Origin of the sequence: Streptomyces sp. NPDC058308 (assembly GCF_042880275.1) — a bacterium.
Lineage (GTDB): Bacteria > Actinomycetota > Actinomycetes > Streptomycetales > Streptomycetaceae > Streptomyces.
The window spans coordinates 74937-88684 of record NZ_JBHVZA010000025.1; the positions used below are offsets into that span (position 1 = coordinate 74937).

General features: G+C 73.0%; 14 protein-coding genes. 7 read left to right on the forward strand and 7 right to left on the reverse strand.

What is annotated here, in order from left to right; all coding sequences use genetic code 11:
* Nucleotides 1-8: 8 nt before the first annotated feature.
* The 3 genes from ACFVYL_RS29190 to ACFVYL_RS29200 are packed head-to-tail and all read left to right on the forward strand — an operon-like array spanning nt 9 to nt 2388.
* Nucleotides 9-698: an ABC transporter permease gene (locus ACFVYL_RS29190; protein WP_389721116.1), complete on the forward strand. Its 690-nt coding sequence runs from the start codon at nt 9-11 to the stop codon at nt 696-698.
* Entirely contained in the window at nt 695-1375 is a 681-nt protein-coding gene (locus ACFVYL_RS29195) for an ABC transporter permease (protein WP_389721118.1), read from the forward strand. Before ACFVYL_RS29190 ends, ACFVYL_RS29195 begins: the two co-directional genes overlap by 4 nt.
* Entirely contained in the window at nt 1372-2388 is a 1017-nt protein-coding gene (locus ACFVYL_RS29200) for an ABC transporter substrate-binding protein (protein ID WP_389721120.1), read from the forward strand. The genes ACFVYL_RS29195 and ACFVYL_RS29200 overlap by 4 nt, the downstream gene beginning before the upstream one ends.
* Nucleotides 2389-2535: 147 nt before the next feature.
* On the opposite strand, the gene ACFVYL_RS29205 is transcribed toward ACFVYL_RS29200, so the two are convergent.
* From ACFVYL_RS29205 to ACFVYL_RS29220, 4 genes are read right to left on the reverse strand one after another with little or no spacing between them, the layout of a single operon-like run.
* On the reverse strand, nt 2536-3699 hold the full coding sequence (locus ACFVYL_RS29205) for an ABC transporter ATP-binding protein (RefSeq protein ID WP_389721122.1): 1164 nt from the start codon (nt 3697-3699) through the stop codon (nt 2536-2538).
* 22 nt (nt 3700-3721) lie between these two features.
* The gene (locus ACFVYL_RS29210) at nt 3722-4369 is read right to left on the reverse strand and encodes a lactate utilization protein C (RefSeq protein WP_389721189.1); all 648 of its coding nucleotides are present in this window, start codon (nt 4367-4369) and stop codon (nt 3722-3724) included.
* Nucleotides 4370-4377: 8 nt separating this feature from the next.
* Nucleotides 4378-5898 carry a LutB/LldF family L-lactate oxidation iron-sulfur protein gene (locus tag ACFVYL_RS29215; protein ID WP_389721124.1) on the reverse strand — a complete coding sequence of 507 codons (1521 nt, stop codon included), beginning with the start codon at nt 5896-5898 and terminating at the stop codon, nt 4378-4380.
* Nucleotides 5895-6656 carry a (Fe-S)-binding protein gene (locus ACFVYL_RS29220; RefSeq protein ID WP_389721191.1) on the reverse strand — a complete coding sequence of 254 codons (762 nt, stop codon included), beginning with the start codon at nt 6654-6656 and terminating at the stop codon, nt 5895-5897. The genes ACFVYL_RS29215 and ACFVYL_RS29220 overlap by 4 nt, the downstream gene beginning before the upstream one ends.
* Before the next feature lie 157 nt (nt 6657-6813).
* Here ACFVYL_RS29220 and ACFVYL_RS29225 point away from each other — a divergent pair, with 157 nt between their 5' ends.
* The 3 genes from ACFVYL_RS29225 to ACFVYL_RS29235 all read left to right on the forward strand — a co-directional run bounded on the left by ACFVYL_RS29225 (nt 6814) and on the right by ACFVYL_RS29235 (nt 9877).
* Nucleotides 6814-8115: an alpha/beta fold hydrolase gene (locus tag ACFVYL_RS29225; protein ID WP_389721126.1), complete on the forward strand. Its 1302-nt coding sequence runs from the start codon at nt 6814-6816 to the stop codon at nt 8113-8115.
* Nucleotides 8116-8221: 106 nt separating this feature from the next.
* Nucleotides 8222-8980: a PIG-L deacetylase family protein gene (locus ACFVYL_RS29230; protein WP_389721128.1), complete on the forward strand. Its 759-nt coding sequence runs from the start codon at nt 8222-8224 to the stop codon at nt 8978-8980.
* Between the two features lie 63 nt (nt 8981-9043).
* Nucleotides 9044-9877 (forward strand): enoyl-CoA hydratase/isomerase family protein, encoded by an 834-nt coding sequence (locus tag ACFVYL_RS29235; protein WP_389721130.1) that lies wholly within the window; start codon nt 9044-9046, stop codon nt 9875-9877.
* Between the two features lie 45 nt (nt 9878-9922).
* On the opposite strand, the gene ACFVYL_RS29240 is transcribed toward ACFVYL_RS29235, so the two are convergent.
* The gene (locus ACFVYL_RS29240) at nt 9923-10840 is read right to left on the reverse strand and encodes an SDR family oxidoreductase (protein ID WP_389721132.1); all 918 of its coding nucleotides are present in this window, start codon (nt 10838-10840) and stop codon (nt 9923-9925) included.
* 51 nt (nt 10841-10891) lie between these two features.
* On the reverse strand, nt 10892-11461 hold the full coding sequence (locus ACFVYL_RS29245; protein ID WP_389721134.1) for a DUF6817 domain-containing protein: 570 nt from the start codon (nt 11459-11461) through the stop codon (nt 10892-10894).
* 243 nt (nt 11462-11704) lie between these two features.
* Between ACFVYL_RS29245 and ACFVYL_RS29250 the strand changes: the two genes are divergently transcribed.
* Entirely contained in the window at nt 11705-12628 is a 924-nt protein-coding gene (locus tag ACFVYL_RS29250; RefSeq protein WP_389721136.1) for a LysR family transcriptional regulator, read from the forward strand.
* On the opposite strand, the gene ACFVYL_RS29255 is transcribed toward ACFVYL_RS29250, so the two are convergent.
* On the reverse strand, nt 12625-13680 hold the full coding sequence (locus ACFVYL_RS29255; RefSeq protein ID WP_389721193.1) for an NAD(P)/FAD-dependent oxidoreductase: 1056 nt from the start codon (nt 13678-13680) through the stop codon (nt 12625-12627). The genes ACFVYL_RS29250 and ACFVYL_RS29255 overlap by 4 nt on opposite strands.
* Between the last annotated feature and the right edge of the window lie 68 nt (nt 13681-13748).

Consider the following 13748-nt stretch of genomic DNA (forward strand, 5'->3'; position numbering starts at 1 on the left):
ATGGACAGGTGACCGCGCCCCCCGACGACTGCCTCGCGCGCAACGAGTGGATCTGCGGCGAGTACCTGAGCACCCGCCGTCAGATCCTGCTCGACGCGGTCGTCCAGCACCTGCAGCTGACCGCCGTCTCCATCCTGATCGCGCTGGTCGTCGCGGTGCCGCTGGCCGTTCTCGCCCGCCGCTGGGGCTGGGCCGCCGGGCCTGTCCTCGCGCTCACCACCGTCCTGTACACCATTCCCTCGCTCGCGATGTTCTCGCTGCTGCTTCCGGTGTACGGGCTCTCCGCGTCGCTCGTCGTCGCGGGTCTCGTCCTCTACTCCCTCACCCTGCTCGTGCGGAACATCCTCGCCGGCCTGCGCGCCGTGCCCGAGGACACCCGGCAGGCCGCCCGCGGCATGGGCTACGGCCCGATCCGTCTCCTGCTCACGGTCGAGCTGCCGCTCGCGCTGCCCGCGGCCATGGCGGGCCTGCGCATCGCCACGGTCTCCGCGGTCTCGCTCGTCACGATCGGCGCGATCGTCGGCTTCGGCGGACTCGGCAACCTCATCTACACGGGCATGAACACCTACTTCAAGGCCCAGGTGCTCACCGCGTCCGTGCTCTGCGTCGTCATCGCCGTCGCCGCCGATCTCCTGCTGCTCGGCGTGCAGCGCCTCCTCACCCCCTGGGAAAGAGCGACGAGGGCGGCCCGCTCATGAAGACACTCGGCGACGCCTGGACGTGGCTCACCGACTCCGCGCACTGGGCCGGGGACGACGGCATCTGGCACCGGCTCACCCAGCACCTCGTCCTCACCGTCGTCTGCCTGCTGCTCAGCTGCCTGATCGCTCTGCCGGTCGCCCTCGTCCTCGGTCACCTCGGCAAGGGCGGCGCGCTCGCGGTGAACATCTCCAACGTCGGCCGTGCGGTGCCGACGTTCGCCGTCCTGGTCCTGCTGCTCCTCTCCCCGCTGGGCGACTGGGGCGAGGGCCCGACCGTCGTCGCGCTCGTGCTGTTCGCGGTGCCGCCGCTGCTCACCAACGCGTACGTGGGCATGCGCGGCGTCGACCCCAGTGTCGTCCAGGCGGCGCGGGGCATGGGGATGACCGGGCGGCAGATGCTGTGGCGGGTCGAACTGCCGCTCGCGCTCCCGCTGGTGCTCAGCGGCATCCGTCTCGCCGCCGTGCAGCTCGTCGCCACGGCCACGATCGCCGCGCTCGCGGGCGGCGGCGGCCTCGGCCGGATCATCACGGCGGGCTTCAACCTGGCGAGCACCCCGCAGGTCGTGGCGGGCGCCGTCCTCGTGGCCGTGTTCGCGCTCCTTGTCGAGGGCGTCTTCGAGGTGGCCGAACGGTTCGGACCCGGGTGGGTGCGAGGACGGGGGAGGGCGGGATGAGACGAGACCGAGTGCCGCGGGACCGGACGGGACGGGACCGGGCGGGGCGGGACCGGACGGGGCGGGACCGGACCGGGCGGCGTACGGCCCCACTATTGGCAGCCCTCCTCGCACTCCTCACCGGTTGCGCGACGGGCCCCTCGCTGGAGAACCGGGGCGAGGTCACCGCACCCCCGGGCGACAGCAAGCACCTAGTCGTCGGCTCGGCCGGTTTCACCGAGTCCGACCTGCTCGCCCAGATGTACGCACTGCTCCTGAACAAGGCCGGGTACCACACGAAGATCCTCTCCGTGGCCAACCGCGAGCTCTACGAACCCGCCCTGGAGTCCGGCCAGATCGACGTCGTCCCCGAATACGCGGCGACCTTCGCGGACTGGCTCAACGCCAAGAAGAACGGCGCCGACGCCCCGCCCGCGGGCTCGCCCGACCTCGACGCGACCATGAAGGCGTTGCGCCGCCTCGCGGCCCCGCGCGGCCTCACCGTCCTCGACCCCGGCAAGGCCGTCGACCAGAACGCCTTCGCCGTCACCGCCTCCTACGCCCGGCAGCACCGCCTCAAGACCCTGAGCGACCTCGGCGGGTCAGGCCTCAAGGTGCGGCTCGCCGCGGGCGACGAGTGCGTGCAGCGCCCTTACTGCGCCCCGGGGCTTAAGAAGGTGTACGGCATCGACATCACCGGAGTCGACCCCAAGGGCGTCGGCACGACGCAGGCCAAGAGGGCCGTACAGGGCGGTCAGGACCAGATGGTGCTCACCACGTCGACGGACGCGACCCTCGACGACTTCGGCCTGGTGCTCCTCAAGGACGACAAGAACCTGCAGAACGCCGACTACCTCGTGCCCGTGGTCAACCGCTCCCGAGCGGGCAGCAAGGGCGTGGCAGCCGCACTGGGCCGCCTCAACCCGGTCCTGACGACCCGGGACCTGGCCTCCATGAACGAACAGGTCGACAGCTGGCGCCGCCTGCCCCAGGACGTGGCCAGAACGTACCTGGAGGAAAAGGGACTGCTGTAGCCCCCAGGGGTGTAGCCCCAGGGGCGCGGGGAACCGCGCACCCAGCCACGACGCACCCAGCCACGACGCACCCACACCCGAAGAAATCCCCCAGCCCGCCCCCTTACCCCGCGGCCCCCTTAACCCCGCCCCCCGGCGCGGGAGCGCCTACGCGTCAGCCACCGAGTCGAACTCCACCTGCCCCCTCTCCACCCCCTGCGCATCCGCGTCCACCGAGCGCCGCAGCGCCTCGTGCAGCTTGGCCGGGGTGAGGACGCCGAGGAAGCGGGCGCCGTCAAGGACGGCGACCCAGCCCGCGTCGTGCTGCAACATCACGCCGAAGGCCTGCTTGAGCGGGGCGCCGACCGGCACCCAGGAGTTCATGCGGTGCGCCAGGTCACCGACCGTGCCGCCGGTGCCGGCGAGCGTGACCTCGTCGAGGCCGACCCAGCCGTGCAGATCGCCGCCCTCGTCCAGGACGACGGCCCAGCGCGCCTCCTCGGCGCGCAGCCGGGCCGCGGCCTGCGCGGCGGGCTCGTCGAGCCGGGCGATCGGCGGCGCCTCCAGGTCGTCGCGTCGGATCTCGGTGACGGAGAGCCGCTTCAGCCCGCGGTCCGCGCCCACGAACTCGGCGACGTACGGCGTCTCGGGCGCCCCGAGCACCGCGCCGGGCGTGTCGAACTGCTCGATGCGCCCCTGCCCGTACACGGCGATGCGGTCGCCGAGCCGGACGGCCTCCTCGATGTCGTGGGTCACCAGGAGCACCGTCTTGCGGACGGCCGCCTGCATCCGCAGGAACTCGTCCTGCAACTGCTCGCGGACCACCGGGTCGACGGCGCCGAACGGCTCGTCCATCAGGAGCACCGGCGGGTCGGCGGCCAGGGCGCGGGCCACGCCGACGCGTTGGCGCTGGCCACCGGAGAGCTGCTCGGGGTAGCGGGAGCCGAACGTCTTCGGGTCAAGGCCCACCAGGTCGAGCAGTTCCGCCGCGCGCGCCCTGGCCCTGGCCTTCTTCCAGCCGATGAGGGCGGGCACCGTCGCGGTGTTGTCGAGGATCGTCCGGTGCGGGAAGAGGCCGACCTGCTGGATGACGTAGCCGATGCGGCGGCGCAGCCGGACCGGGTCGATGTCGGCGATGTTCTCGCCGTTCACGAAGATGCGGCCCGACGTCGGCTCGATGAGGCGGTTCACCATCATCATCGTCGTGGTCTTGCCGCAGCCGGAGGGGCCGACGAGCGTGACCAGTTCGCCCTCGTCGACCTCGAAGGAGAGGTCGTCCACGGCCGTCGTGCCGTCCGGGTAGCGCTTGGTCACCTGCTCGAACCGGATCATGCCCTCACGCTAGCCGCGCCCGTCACTCACCGCTCATCAGCACCACCTCAAGGGTGCGGGGGCCGTGCACTCCCTCGACCCGGTCCAGCTCGATGTCGCTGGTCGCGGACGGCCCCGAGATCCAGGTCAGCGGCCGCACCGGATCGAGCCGTTCGAGCGCCGCAGGCACCGAGGCGACGATCTGGTCGGGCACTCGTACGACACAGACGTGGTGGTCCGGCACCAGGGTGATGCGGCGGCGGCCCTGGTCCGGAGAGCCGTCGAGCACGATCGTGCCGGTCTCGGCGACGGCGAGGGCGCAGCCCGTGATGACGCTGTCGACCCGGTCGAGCTCGTGCGGGGTGCTCGCCGCCCGGTCGTGGACCCGTACGGGGTCGGCGGCCGCGAGCCAGTGCGGCGGCAGTCCGGGTGGCACGAGCACGGTCTCGGAGCCGCGCCGCGCGTAGAGCCGCATCAGCAGGTCCGCCACCTCGTCCGCCGTGCAGCGGTGCACGATCGCGCGGTAGTCCGCGAGGTTCTCCGCGAGCAGGTCGACGGTCTCTGCGGTGCTGCGCGTGCCGTGCTCGCGTGCGTAGTCACGGTCCACCGCCGCCTCGTACGCGAGGTCGTCGGCCGGCACGTCGGCGAGTGCCCGCCGCACCCGGCCCAGGACGCGGTCCCTGCTGCTCACTGAGCTGCTCACTGGTCGTTCCCCTCGGTCGAGCCGTCGCCTCTGTCCTCGTTCCTGGCGCCCCGCGTACGCTGCCACCAGTCGCGGAACGGCTCCGCGGGTGCCGTCGGCAGCTCCCGTGTCGCGCTCCAGGCCCAGCCGGGCCCCGGGAGCGTACGGGGATGGAAGCGCCGGGTGCGCGAGGCCAGGCGCTGGACCGCGCGCAGCGCGCCGGGACGGGCGAAGGCCACGCCCGCCGCCCGCATCGCGGCCCGCTCCGCCGCGTGCCCCTTCGCGGGCTTCAACGTCACCTTGTTGCCCTGCCGCGTCGCCTCGCCGCCCTGCACGACGCGCTCGCGCAGATGGACGAGCACCTCCGGGATGTCGATGGCGACCGGGCACACGTCGTAACAGGCCCCGCAGAGCGAGGACGCGTACGGCAACGAGGCGTCGATCTCGCTCTGCGTGCCCCGCAGCTGAGGGCTGAGGATCGCGCCGATCGGCCCCGGATAGACCGAGCCGTACGCGTGCCCGCCCGCCCGCTCGTACACGGGGCACACGTTGAGACACGCCGAGCAGCGGATGCAGCGCAGGGCCTGGCGGCCCACCTCGTCGGCGAGGGTGTCGGTGCGGCCGTTGTCGAGCAGGACCAGGTGGAAGGTGCTCGGTCCGTCCGCCGTCCGGGAGTCCGTCGTGCCCGTCCACATCGACGTGTACGGGTTCATGCGCTCGGCCGTCGAGGAGCGGGGGAGGGTCTGCAGGAAGACCTCCAGGTCGCGCCAGGTCGGAATGGTCTTCTCGATGCCGACGACGGAGATCAGCGTCTCGGGGAGGGTGAGGCACATCCGGCCGTTGCCCTCGGACTCGACGACGACGAGCGTGCCGGTCTCGGCGACCATGAAGTTCGCCCCGGAGATGCCGACCTTGGCGCGCAGGAACTTCTCCCGCAGGTGCAGCCGCGCCGCCTCGGCGAGCTCGGCCGGTGTGTCGGAGAGGCCTTCCGGGGCCGGGCGGCCCCAACTGCCCATCTCCTGCTCGAAGATGTCGCGGATCTCGCTGCGGTTGCGGTGGATGGCGGGCACGAGGATGTGCGAGGGGCGGTCCTTGCCGAGCTGCACGATGAGCTCGGCGAGGTCGGTCTCGTAGGCGTGGATGCCCTCGGCCTCCAAGGCTTCGTTGAGGCCGATCTCCTGGGTGGCCATCGACTTGACCTTGACGACCTCCGTCTCGCCCGTGGCCTTGACCAGGTCCGCGACGACGCGGTTCGCCTCTTCGGCGTCGGCCGCCCAGTGCACGGTGCCGCCGGCCCGTACGACCGACTCCTCCAACTGCACGAGGTAGCGGTCGAGATGGCGCAGCGTGTGGTCCTTGATGCGCTTGCCGGCCTTGCGCAGCCGGTCCCAGTCGTCGAGCTCGGTGACGGCGCGGGCCCGCTTGTCGCGGATGGTGTGGGTCGCGTGCCGGAGGTTGGCCCGCAGGGTGGTGTCGCCGACCGCGTCGCGCGCGGCCCGCGGGAACGCGGGCATGCCGACGAACGTGCCGCCGCTCATGACAGGGGCTCCTCTTCCGTGCTCGCCAGGATCTCGGCGATGTGGACGGGGCGCACGGCCGTGTGCAGCCGGGCCATCGTGCCGCCGATGTGCATCAGGCAGGAGTTGTCCGCCGCGCAGAGGACCTCGGCCCCGGTCGACTCGGCGTTGCGCGCCTTGTCGGCCCCCATCGCCGCGGATACATCGGAGTTCTTCACGGCGAACGTGCCGCCGAAGCCGCAGCACTCCTCGGCGCCGGGCAGTTCGAGGAGTTCGAGCCCCCTGACCGCCCGCAGGAGCCGCGCGGGCCGCTCCCCGAGACCGAGGGCGCGCAGGCCGTGGCAGGTCGGGTGGTAGGTGACGGTGTGCGGGTAGTACGCGCCGACGTCGGTAACACCGAGGACGTCCACCAGGAACTCGGTGAGCTCGTACGTCTTGGGCACGACCGGCGCGAGCGTGCGCGCCAGGTCCTCGCCGCGGCCCTCGGCGCGTGCCCGCTCGCCCATGCGCGGGTACAGCTCACGCACCATCGCCCCGCACGATCCGGACGGCGTCACGATCGCGTCATACGCGTCCGAACCGAATACATCGGAGAAATGCCGGGCGAGCGGCTCTGCCTGATGGCGATAGCCGGTGTTGTAGTGCGCCTGCCCGCAGCAGGTCTGAGCCATCGGGAAGTCGACGTCAACTCCCAGCCTGGTCAGCAGTTTCACCACTGCACGGCCCGTGTCCGGATAGAGCGTGTCATTGACACAGGTCAGGAACAGGGCGACGCGCATCGCGGGTTCCTCCTTGTCGATCATCGGATGGGTGCAGCGTACGCGCGCCTGCGCCGCAGCGGGAGTTGTCGGCCCGTACCCGGGCCCGCCCGAGCGGTGTGCTGGACTGGGGCAGGAAGATCCGCAGCCGTCCCGACACCTCGTCCAGGAGTCAGCCTTGACCGTCACGTACCGCCAGCCGGGAGTCGTCCTCACCGACCGCCGCTTCAGCGTGCCGCTCGACCACGACGATCCGGCGGGGGAGCGGATCGAGCTCTTCGCCCGCGAGGCGGTCGCGGCCTCCCGCGGCGGCGCGGACCGGCCCTGGCTCATCTACCTGCAGGGCGGCCCCGGCTGCGGAGCCACCCGCTTCCACGGCACGGAGTCCTGGCTCGGCCGCGCCCTGCGGGACTTCCGCGTCCTCCTCCTCGACCAGCGCGGCACCGGCAACTCCACGCCCGCCAACCGCCAGACGCTCCCGCTGCGCGGCGGCCCCCGGGAACAGGCCGACTACCTGGCCCGCTTCCGCGCCGACTCCATCGTCCGCGACTGCGAGGCCATCCGCCCCGAGGTGACCGGCGGCGCCCCCTGGACCGTTCTCGGGCAGAGCTTCGGCGGCTTCTGCGCCACGCACTACCTGTCGGCCGCCCCCGAGGGCCTGACCACCGCGCTCATCACCGGCGGCCTGCCCACGCTCGACGGGCACGCTGACGACGTCTACCGCGCGGCCTACCCGCGCATGGCACGCAAGAGCGCCGCGCACTACGCCCGTTACCCCCAGGACGTCGAGCGGGCCCGCCGTATCGCCGCGTACCTCGCCGAGCACGAGCCGGTGCTCGACAACGGCTACCGGCTGACCGTCCCGGCCTTCCAGTCCCTCGGCATGCTGCTCGGCTCGGGCGACGGGAGCCACCGCCTGCACTACCTCCTTGAGGACGCCTTCGTGCGCACCCCCGCGGGTCCCGCGCTCTCCGACGCCTTCCAGGAGAACGTGCAGGCCGCCCTCTCGTACGCGAGCAGGCCCCTCTTCGCCGTCCTGCACGAGTCCATCTACGGACAGGGCGAGCGGGCCACCGACTGGGCGGCCGAGCGGGTGCGCGCGGAGTTCCCCGGGTTCGACGCGGAGAAGACCCTGGCGGGCGAGGCGCCGCTGCTGTTCACCGGCGAGGCCGTGCAGCGCTGGATGTTCGACTGCGACCCGGCGCTGCGGCCCCTGCGCGAGACCGCTGACCTGCTCGCCGCGCGCACCGACTGGCCGCGCCTGTACGACACGGAGCGCCTTGCCGCGAACGAGGTGCCGGTGGCCGCGGCGGTCTACCACGACGATCTCTATGTCGACACGGAGCACTCCCTGCGCACCGCCCGCACCGTCCGCGGCCTGCGGACCTGGGTCACCGACGAGTTCGAGCACGACGGGCTGCGCGCGAGCGGTCCGCGCGTCCTCGACCGGCTGCTCGCGCTGGCCCGCGGCGAGGCGTGAGAGCCCGGGCGACCCGGGTGTGAGGGCCCGGGCGACCCGGGTGGGCGGCCCCAACTGGACGCGGAATTCCGGGAACAGGCCGCCCGCCGAGGATAAGCTGACCGGCATGACGGAGCAGACCTCAGCCACACCCGCCGACCAGCTCGCCCCCATGCCCGAGGACTGGCGGCGCGCGCTCGCCGTCGTCGCCCACCCGGACGACCTGGAGTACGGGTGCGCCGCGGCGATCGCGGGCTGGACGGACGGCGGCCGGGAGGTCACCTACCTCCTGGCGACCCGCGGCGAGGCGGGCATCGACACGATGGACCCCGCCACCTGCGGGCCGCTGCGCGAGCGGGAACAGCGGGCGAGCGCGGCCGTCGTCGGCGTGGAGGCCGTGGAGTTCCTCGACCACAAGGACGGCGTCGTCGAGTACGGCACGGCGCTGCGCCGCGACATCGCCGCCGCGATCCGCAGGCACCGCCCCGAGCTCGTCATCACGCTCAACCACCGCGACACGTGGCACGGCGTCGCCTGGAACACCCCCGACCACGTGGCGGTCGGCCGCGCCACGCTGGACGCGGCGGCGGACGCGGGCAACCGCTGGATCTTCCCGGAACTGATCGAGGAACAGGGCCTGGAGCCCTGGAACGGCGTGCGGTGGGTCGCCGTCGCCGGTTCGGCGACGCCCACGCACGCCGCGGACGCCTCGGCGGGTCTTGAGCGCTCGGTGGCCTCGCTCCTCGAACACCGCACTTACATCGAGGCGTTGACCGACGAGGACCCCGAGAAGTACTGCCGTACGTTCCTCACGGGCAACGCGCAGGCGCTGGCGCCGCGCTTCGGCGGGAAGCCCGCGGTGGGGTTCCAGGTCTTCAGTCGGTGAGCCCGCGCCCTTAACCTGACGGCCCATCAGGAACGTCGGGGCAGTCGGGGCAGGGGAGCGCGGATGATCGACACCATCGGCACGGACATCCCGGAGGGCGAGGAGCGGCTGCGCCTCGACGTCGAGGACGGGCTCGGCATCCTCACCCTCTGCCGGCCCCGCAAGCTCAACGCGTGGAGCTGGGAGTCCACCCGGCAACTCGGCCTGTTCGCCGACCGGATCCGCTTCGACGACTCCATCAGGGCGGTGCTGCTGCGCGCCGAGGGACGCGCGTTCTGCGCGGGCATCGACATCACGGCGCCCGGCGGCGCGATCACGGGCCGCTCCGGTGCGGAGCGCGCCCGCAACTACTACGAGGGCATGCGCTGGGTCCACGAGCGCTTCCGTGTCTTCGCGGAGCTTCCGCAGCCGGTGGTCGCGGCCGTACAGGGGTACTGCCTGGGCTTCGGCTTCGAGCTCGCCCTCATGGCGGACGTGCGGATCGCCGCGGACGACGCGGTCTTCGCGCTCCCCGAGGCGCAGCTCGGCGTCGCGGTCGACGCGGGCGGCGACCTGCGCATCGCCCGTGAGGCCGGCGCGGGCTGGGCCAAGCTGCTCGCGTTCACCGGCCGCCGCATCGACGCCGCCACGGCCGAGCGGCTCCGCCTCCTCCAGCAGGTCGTCCCGGCCGCCGGACTCGCGGAGACCTCCCGGGCTCTGGCGGCCGAGATCGCGGCGAACGGGCCGCTCGCGGTGCAGGGCGTCAAGCGCGGCATCGACGCGTTCGCCGACACGGGCATGGCGGGGGCGCTCGACCGCGTCGCGGTCAACGCGGCGCTCACGCTCACCTCCGAGGACTCCCGGGAGGGGTACGGGGCGAAAGGGGCGGGGCGGGCGGCGCTGTTCGAGGGGAAGTAGCGTTCGAGGGGAAGTAGCGGGCGCTTCCCGCGGCCCGCCCACGGATCACGTCCCGAACGCGTCGCGGCCCAGCTGCTCGCGCACGGTCACCACCGGAGGGCTCACCAGCGTCCTGCGCTGCCAGTTCGCGCCGTCGACCACCAAGGTGTGGCCCGTGATGAACCGGGCGTACGGCGAGGCCAGGAAGGTGGCGGCCCAGCCCAGTTCGCGCGGCAGTCCGACGCGCAGGGCGGGCTGGCGGACCGCCTTGTCCCGGGCCCGGTCGAGGGCGCCGCGGATGTCGGCGGTCATGTCGTCGTGCGGCATGAGACCCGGCACAAGCCCGTTGACCTGGATGCCGTACGGCCCCCACTCCACGGCGAGGGTCTCCACCAGGCTCTTCACGCCTGCCTTGGCGGCCGCGCTGTGCGCGAAGCCGGGGCCGCCGGTCCAGGCGTACGACGCCCCGACGTCGATGACCGAGCCGGGGGTGCCGGTCGCCAGATGGCGGCGGGCGAACTCGCGCGTCATGAGGAACGTGCCGGTGAGCGTGGCGTCGACGACCGAGCGCCAGGCGTTCGGGGACATGTCCTCGGCGGGCACGGGGAAGTTGGCGGCCGCGTTGTTCACCAGGACCCCCGGCAGGCCGTACGCCTCCCGCGCCACGTCGAAGACCTCACCGACGCGCTCGGCGTCCCGGATGTCGCAGACCGCGGCGGTCACGCGCCCGCCCAGCGCGGCCAGTTCGTCGCGCGCCGCCCGCAGCCGGTCCTCGTTGCGGCTCGCGATCACCAGGTCTGCGCCGAGCCGCGCGAACTCCGCGGCGACGGCCTTGCCGAGCCCCGTCCCGCCGCCCGTGACCAGGACGACCGTGCCGTCGTACGTACCGGGCGGCAGCGCGGAGGCTCCCCACGGGGGAGGGGGCGGCAGCCCGGGCAGCCGCGCACCGTCCTGCCCCGCGTCGTCCGCCTCGTCGTCGGTCATGCGCGTATCGATACCTCGTACGGGACGAAACCTCCATGCCCGCCGCTCGATTCAGGCGGTCCCGCCGGAGCCGCGGAGGGTGTTCTCGCAGTCCTGCCAGGCTGCGGGGGTGAGCAGCGGGCGCATGCGGGTGAACAGGTCAAGCAGGTCGGCTCCGCAGCGGGCGCGGAAATCGACGTCCGCGTGGGCGATGTCCAGTTCGTTGGCGGCGGTGAGTTCGGCGAACTCCTCCCACCTGCGCGGGGCAGGGGTGAAGGTGCGGCCGGTGAACCTGTCCCGGAAGCGCGCGGCCGGGCCGGTCGCTCCGGGGTACGTGGCCCGCCGGTCGCAGCTCGCGTAGAAGTAGACGAGGGACTCGGCCTCGGTGCCGACGATCTCCCGGACCCGGGCGCGCTGGTGGAGCGGCACCAGATACGGGGCGAACCCGTCGGTGCCGTACAACGCGTGGCAGAGTCCGGCCAGTTGCAGCTCCGGGCGGGCGTTCCAGCGGACGAGCTGCCGGTGTACGCGGTCGAGATGGGCCAGCAGGGTGCCGCCGGGATGATCGAGCGTCGCGGCGCCGCGTTCGCACAGGAGGCGCCGTGCGGCGTGGGCGGGGTCGGTGGCCATGGGTGCGGTCATGGGCACGGGGTGCCTTCCGGGCATGGGTCGGTGGACGGGGTGCCGTCGCGGGTCGGGGTCGGGGGGACGGGAGTTCACGCGTGGAGAGGGTCGGCACCCGGCGCACTCCCCGACACCGTCCGGAGCGGTGCCGGGGCCCGGCCGGGTTGCCGCCCCTGGGCCCGGACTGATCGTCCCGCCGAGCCGACCATCAAGTCAATCCTCGGGTTTTCTTGCCCACCCCCAAGCTGTAGCTTCACTCGCATGACCCTCGACGACCTCCGTGTCTTCGTCGCCGTCTGCCGCTCCGGCAGTCTGAGCGCCGTCGCACGCGACCTCACCTGCACCCAGTCAGCGGTGAGTCAGCACATCAAGCGCCTGGAACGGGAGACGGGCATCGCCCTGCTGGAGCGTCACCCGCGCGGTGTCGTGCCGACCCCCGCGGGACGGCTCCTGCACACCGCGGCCGCCGGCGGCCTCGGCGACATCGACCACGCCCTGCGCAGGCTGCGCGATCTGGTGCAGGGTGAGGCGGGTTCGGTGCGCGTCACCACCGGCTCCACCACCGTCCGCCACTTCATGTCCAGCGCCGTGGTCGCCTTCCGCCGCCACCACCCCAATGTCAGCCTGGAGTTTGAGACCACCCACTCCAGCCGCGACTGCTTCGACGCCCTCCTCGCGGGCGGCCTCGACCTCGCCTGGATCACGCTGGGCGAGCCGGTGCGCGGCATCGAGCAGCGGCCCGTCGTCGAGCTTCCCTGGGTTCTCGCGGTCGCCGTCGCCGACCCCCTGGCCGCCAAGTCCCGTATCGACACCGCCGATCTGGCGGACATCAGCCTGATCGGCCTGCCGGAGAACGCCACGTCACGCTCCCGCCTGGACGCCTGGCTCGCCGCCTCCGGCACCGCACCCACCTCGGACACCAGCGTGGCCGACTGGGACACCGCGATCCTGCTCGCCGAACTCGGCCTGGGCCACGCCATCGTCCCCGACCTGCCCGCCTGGCACGGCCCCGCCCACCCCGGCCTGCGGCTCATCCCGATCCCGGGCCTGCCGACGCTGTGGACGGGCTGGGCGGTGCGCCGCTGGGACGCCCTGTCGCCCCTCGCCAGGGCCTTCGCGGACACGGTGGAGGAGCACTGTGCCGTCACGTTCGCCGATGGCGGTGAACTGCCGGACAGCGCCTAGACATTGAGCCCGTGCGCGTGCTCGCCCGCCACCGCGCGTGCCACCGCCGCCTCCGTACGGGGCGTGAAGGCTCCGGCCCTGCGCCGGGCCGCGGCCGCCTCGATGTCGGTCATGACGAGTTCGGCGTTGACCGCCGAGCCTGCCCGGTAGCCGGTGCTGGCCGCGTTGATCACCTGCTCCATGGGGCTCGCGGCGTTGCCGACCGCCCAGACGCCCGGGAGGCTGGTGCGGCCGGTCTCGTCCACCGCCGGGTAGGGCCCGAACGGAGTGTCCCTGGGCTCGGCGCCGAGCGCGCCCAGAAGGTCGTCGCGGGGCACCGGCTTCGCGGGGACGAACAGCACCGAGCGGGGGAAGACCCGGCCGCCCGCCAGCCGTACGCCCGTCAGCCGGTCGTCCTCGACGGCCAGGCCCGCGACCTCGCCCTCCACGACCCGTACCCCGGCGGCCGCCAGGCGCTCCCACTCCGCGTCGGGCAGGTCCCGCACGGTGTGCAGGAACAGCGTCACGTCCTTGGACCACTGCGTGACGAGCAGTGCCTGGTGGCTGTTGAAGGGTTCGGCGGCGAGCACGCCGAAGGGCTGGTCCCGCACCTCCCAGCCGTGGCAGTACGGGCAGTGCAGCACGTCACGCCCCCAGCGCTCGGCGAGGCCCGGCACGGCGGGCAGTTCGTCCACGAGGCCCGTCGCGACGATGACCCGGCGCGCGTGCACCGTGCCGCCGCCCGCGAGCGTGACGCCGAACTCGCCCGCGCCGTCCGGCGTGACCGCCAAGACGCGGTCGTTCACCAGGCCCACCCCGTACCGCCCCAGCTCCCGCCGGCCTTCGGCGAGGAAGTCGGCGGGCGGCATGCCGTCCCGCGACAGGTAGCCCTGCATGTGGGCGGCGGGGGCGTTGCGCGGCTCGCCCGCGTCGACGACGAGGACGCTCCGGCGGGAGCGGCCGAGCACCAGTGCCGCGCTCAGGCCCGCCGTGCCGCCGCCGACGACCACCACGTCGTAGGCCGCGTCCTGCCGGGCGACGTGGTGGTGGGGGGTGTCGCGGTGATTCTCCATCGTGCTCCGCCTCTTGCTGGTGTTCAGGTCCACGGGGACCACCTCCTTTCTCAGACCATGGACCCGTT